Origin of the sequence: Flavobacterium sp. GSA192 (genome assembly GCF_006386525.1) — a bacterium.
GTDB lineage: Bacteria > Bacteroidota > Bacteroidia > Flavobacteriales > Flavobacteriaceae > Flavobacterium > Flavobacterium commune.
This window is the reverse complement of record NZ_VAHC01000011.1, coordinates 1-5539: the sequence shown is the minus strand read 5'-3', so window position 1 is coordinate 5539 and position 5539 is coordinate 1. Positions and strand designations below refer to the sequence as shown.

The following is a 5539-nucleotide window of genomic DNA, read 5'->3' as shown; positions in this document are numbered from 1 at the left end:
TGTACATAAGCTTACAGGTTATTAGTACTACTCGGCTATGACATTACTGCCTTTACACCTATAGCCTATCAACGTGGTCATCTCCCACGACCTTTAAAAGAAATCTCATCTTGTGGTGGGTTTCGCGCTTATATGCTTTCAGCGCTTATCCCTTCCCAACGTAGCTACTCTGCAGTGCCACTGGCGTGACAACAGATACACTAGAGGTTAGTCCAATTCGGTCCTCTCGTACTAGAATCAGATCCACTCAAATTTCTTGCGCCCACAGTAGATAGAGACCGAACTGTCTCACGACGTTCTGAACCCAGCTCGCGTGCCACTTTAATGGGCGAACAGCCCAACCCTTGGGACCTTCTCCAGCCCCAGGATGTGACGAGCCGACATCGAGGTGCCAAACCCCCCCGTCGATATGAGCTCTTGGGGGAGATCAGCCTGTTATCCCCGGCGTACCTTTTATCCTTTGAGCGATGGCCCTTCCATGCGGAACCACCGGATCACTATGCTCTACTTTCGTACCTGATCGACCTGTATGTCTCTCAGTCAAGCTCCCTTATGCCATTGCACTCTTCGCACGGTTACCAAGCGTACTGAGGGAACCTTTAGAAGCCTCCGTTACTCTTTTGGAGGCGACCACCCCAGTCAAACTACCCACCAAGCAATGTCCCCCCGGTTGGGGGTTAGGCCTCAGATAAACAAAGGGTTGTATTTCAACAATGACTCCACAACGCCTGGCGACGCCACTTCACAGTCTCCAACCTATCCTACACATCATTTATCCAAGGTCAATACTAAGCTATAGTAAAGGTGCACAGGGTCTTTTCGTCCCACTGCGGGTAAACGGCATCTTCACCGTTACTACAATTTCACCGAGCTCATGGCTGAGACAGTGTCCAGATCGTTACACCATTCGTGCAGGTCGGAACTTACCCGACAAGGAATTTCGCTACCTTAGGACCGTTATAGTTACGGCCGCCGTTTACTGGGGCTTCAATTCAATGCTTCTCCGAAGATAACATCTCCTCTTAACCTTCCAGCACCGGGCAGGTGTCAGGCCCTATACTTCATCTTACGATTTTGCAGAGCCCTGTGTTTTTGATAAACAGTCGCCTGGACCTCTTCACTGCGGCCCGCCTTACGGCGGGCGACCCTTCTCCCGAAGTTACGGGTCTATTTTGCCTAATTCCTTAGCCATGAATCTCTCGAGCACCTTAGAATTCTCATCTCGACTACCTGTGTCGGTTTGCGGTACGGGTACTATTAACCTGAAGTTTAGAGGTTTTTCTTGGAAGCCCTTAGGCGCACTATCACTTCAACCGAAGTCTCCGTGTACTATCGTATTTCACCATTCTCTACGGATTTGCCTATAGAGAATATAGCTAGGTACTTTAACGAACTATTCCGTCAGTTCGCGGCGCTTTCATCACTCCGTCACCCCATCACAGTTAACAGTAGTACGGGAATATTAACCCGTGGTCCATCGACTGTCCCTTTCGGGTTCGCCTTAGGTCCCGACTAACCCACAGCTGATTAGCATAGCTGTGGAAACCTTAGTCTTTCGGTGTGCGGGTTTCTCGCCCGCATTATCGTTACTTATGCCTACATTTTCTTTTCCAGCCAGTCCAGCATACCTTACGATACACCTTCAACCCTGCTGGAATGCTCCCCTACCACTTTGCTTGCGCAAAATCCATAGCTTCGGTAATATGTTTATGCCCGATTATTATCCATGCTCGTCCGCTCGACTAGTGAGCTGTTACGCACTCTTTAAATGAATGGCTGCTTCCAAGCCAACATCCTAGCTGTCTGGGCAGACAAACCGCGTTCTTTCAACTTAACATATATTTGGGGACCTTAGCTGATGGTCTGGGTTCTTTCCCTCTCGGACTTGGACCTTAGCACCCAAGCCCTCACTGCTAGAGAACATTATATAGCATTCGGAGTTTGTCAGGAATTGGTAGGCGGTGAAGCCCCCGCATCCAATCAGTAGCTCTACCTCTATATAACTTATATCTAGCGCTGCACCTAAATGCATTTCGGGGAGTACGAGCTATTTCCGAGTTTGATTGGCCTTTCACCCCTACCCACAGGTCATCCGAAGACTTTTCAACGTCAACCGGTTCGGTCCTCCACTGTGTGTTACCACAGCTTCAACCTGCCCATGGGTAGATCACACGGTTTCGCGTCTAACACTACTGACTAAAGCGCCCTATTCAGACTCGCTTTCGCTACGGATCCATACCTGAAGTACTTATCCTTGCCAGCAACGTTAACTCGTAGGCTCATTATGCAAAAGGCACGCCGTCACCCCACAAAAGGGCTCCGACCGCTTGTAAGCGTATGGTTTCAGGATCTATTTCACTCCGTTATTCACGGTTCTTTTCACCTTTCCTTCACAGTACTGGTTCACTATCGGTCTCTCAGGAGTATTTAGCCTTAGCGGATGGTCCCGCCAAATTCAGACAGGGTTTCACGTGCCCCGCCCTACTCAGGATACCACTATCTATTACAATCATTACTTATACGAGGCTATCACTCTCTTTGGCTCTACTTTCCAGTAGATTCTAATTCTTCATGCATAAAATGTCGTGGTCCTACAACCCCAACATTGCCGTAACAACATTGGTTTGGGCTAATCCGCGTTCGCTCGCCACTACTTACGGAATCACTTTTGTTTTCTTCTCCTCCGCCTACTTAGATGTTTCAGTTCAGCGGGTTTGCCCACCTATCGGTGTACTATGTCTTCAACATAGTGGGTTGCCCCATTCAGGTATCTACGGATCAAATCTTGTGTGCAGATCCCCGTAGCTTTTCGCAGCTTATCACGCCTTTCATCGCCTCTGAGAGCCTAGGCATCCCCCATACGCCCTTATTTTGCTTATTGTACCAATCTTGTTAATTAAAACAAGACCGTTTTATTTGTTTCCTATTATAAATAATAGAAAACGCTTTCTACTTTTTAATATTTTTTATCTCAATATGTCAATGAACTTTAATAAGTATTAAGATTTTTGTATTAAGTATTAAGACATTGTCTTGATACTTTGTACTTATATCTTTGTACTTTTTTGTGGAGAATAACGGAGTCGAACCGTTGACCTCCTGCGTGCAAGGCAGGCGCTCTAGCCAGCTGAGCTAATCCCCCAATTTCAATTTTAGATTTTTGAATTCAGATTTTAGATTTCTAAATCGAATTTCTAATTTCTTTTGGTGAATTCCAACTTCTAGAATTTCCTTCTTATTTAAGTTTTTCAGTTTTTTTTTCTTAATTCTAAAATCTAAATCCTAAAATCTTGAATTTTGTAGTCCCGGGCAGACTCGAACTGCCGACCCCTACATTATCAGTGTAGTACTCTAACCAGCTGAGCTACGAGACTCTGTTTTTTACTTAAATTCTTATTCTTTTTTTTTAAATTAACAGCAAGAGTAATAAAATGTCAATATTAATGACCAATAGTTCTTTTCGTCTTTTTCCTTAGCGTGCATATAGCTAACACTAAGGCTCTAGAAAGGAGGTGTTCCAGCCGCACCTTCCGGTACGGCTACCTTGTTACGACTTAGCCCTAGTTACCAGTTTTACCCTAGGCAGCTCCTTGCGGTCACCGACTTCAGGCACCCCCAGCTTCCATGGCTTGACGGGCGGTGTGTACAAGGCCCGGGAACGTATTCACCGGATCATGGCTGATATCCGATTACTAGCGATTCCAGCTTCACGGAGTCGAGTTGCAGACTCCGATCCGAACTGTGACCGGCTTTGTAGATTCGCTCCTGGTCACCCAGTGGCTGCTCTCTGTACCGGCCATTGTAGCACGTGTGTAGCCCAAGGCGTAAGGGCCGTGATGATTTGACGTCATCCCCACCTTCCTCACAGTTTGCACTGGCAGTCTCGTTAGAGTTCCCGACATGACTCGATGGCAACTAACAACAGGGGTTGCGCTCGTTATAGGACTTAACCTGACACCTCACGGCACGAGCTGACGACAACCATGCAGCACCTTGTAAATTGTCTTGCGAAAAGTCTGTTTCCAAACCGGTCAATCTACATTTAAGCCTTGGTAAGGTTCCTCGCGTATCATCGAATTAAACCACATGCTCCACCGCTTGTGCGGGCCCCCGTCAATTCCTTTGAGTTTCAGGCTTGCGCCCGTACTCCCCAGGTGGGATACTTATCACTTTCGCTTAGCCACTGAAATTGCTCCCAACAGCTAGTATCCATCGTTTACGGCGTGGACTACCAGGGTATCTAATCCTGTTCGCTACCCACGCTTTCGTCCATCAGCGTCAATAAACTAGTAGTAACCTGCCTTCGCAATTGGTATTCCATGTAATCTCTAAGCATTTCACCGCTACACTACATATTCTAGTTACTTCCTAGTAATTCAAGTCTAGCAGTATCAATGGCCGTTCCACCGTTGAGCGATGGGCTTTCACCACTGACTTACTAAACCGCCTACGGACCCTTTAAACCCAATGATTCCGGATAACGCTTGGATCCTCCGTATTACCGCGGCTGCTGGCACGGAGTTAGCCGATCCTTATTCTTACAGTACCGTCAAGTTCCTTCACGAAGGAGTGTTTCTTCCTGTACAAAAGCAGTTTACAATCCATAGGACCGTCATCCTGCACGCGGCATGGCTGGTTCAGACTTGCGTCCATTGACCAATATTCCTCACTGCTGCCTCCCGTAGGAGTCTGGTCCGTGTCTCAGTACCAGTGTGGGGGATCTCCCTCTCAGGACCCCTACCCATCGTTGCCATGGTAAGCCGTTACCTTACCATCTAGCTAATGGGACGCATGCTCATCTTTCACCGTTGGAACTTTAATAGTGGTTTCATGCGAAACTGCTATACTATGAGGTATTAATCCAAATTTCTCTGGGCTATCCCTCTGTGAAAGGTAGATTGCATACGCGTTACGCACCCGTGCGCCGGTCTCTTGGTCCGAAAACCAATACCCCTCGACTTGCATGTGTTAAGCCTGCCGCTAGCGTTCATCCTGAGCCAGGATCAAACTCTTCATCGTATATTGTTTGTCCGCCGTGGCGGACTATTTATTATTTGACTGAAGTTCTAGTGGTTTTATTCTAATCTCTCGATTCTATTACTCTTATTCTTTTGTCCCGATTAATCGGGACGGCTGTCAATTCAATATGTCTAGGAACGTGTTCTTCTTATTTTTTCTCTTCGTTATTCACACCGTAGCATGTCTCTCGAAGCGGGTGCAAAAGTACAACTTCTTTTTAATCTCGCAAGAAATTTTTAAAGTTTTTTTTAGAAAATCTTACTCTTCTTTTCTTCTCAATTTCTTACCAGCTTTTCAAATAACTTGTCGCTTTTGCGGGGTGCAAATGTAACATCTGTTTTTAAATCTCACAAACTTTTTTAAACCTTTTTTTTTAGAAATAAATCTATAATTTAGATTTAATGTTTGTCAGTATTTTAAAGAACGTCTGCGCTGTTGCGGGTGCAAAAGTAGAACCTTTATTCGTTTTGACAATAACTTTTCGAAACTATTTTGAAAGTATTTTTTAATCAACTGAAAA

At 45.9% G+C, this 5539-nt stretch carries 2 tRNA genes and 2 rRNA genes; all 4 read right to left on the bottom strand.

Annotated features, from left to right (window positions below):
* Position 1: 1 nt before the first annotated feature.
* The 4 genes from FDM27_RS15965 to FDM27_RS15950 all read right to left on the bottom strand — a co-directional run bounded on the left by FDM27_RS15965 (position 2) and on the right by FDM27_RS15950 (position 5019).
* Positions 2-2881: ribosomal RNA gene (locus tag FDM27_RS15965) — 23S ribosomal RNA — on the bottom strand.
* A 187-nt stretch (positions 2882-3068) separates the two neighbouring features.
* Positions 3069-3142: transfer RNA gene (locus tag FDM27_RS15960), tRNA-Ala, on the bottom strand.
* 158 nt (positions 3143-3300) lie between these two features.
* A tRNA-Ile gene (locus FDM27_RS15955) sits at positions 3301-3374 on the bottom strand.
* Between the two features lie 131 nt (positions 3375-3505).
* Positions 3506-5019, bottom strand: a 16S ribosomal RNA gene (locus FDM27_RS15950).
* Together the 16S and 23S rRNA genes with 2 tRNA genes alongside form the textbook arrangement of a ribosomal RNA operon.
* Positions 5020-5539 lie beyond the last annotated feature (520 nt).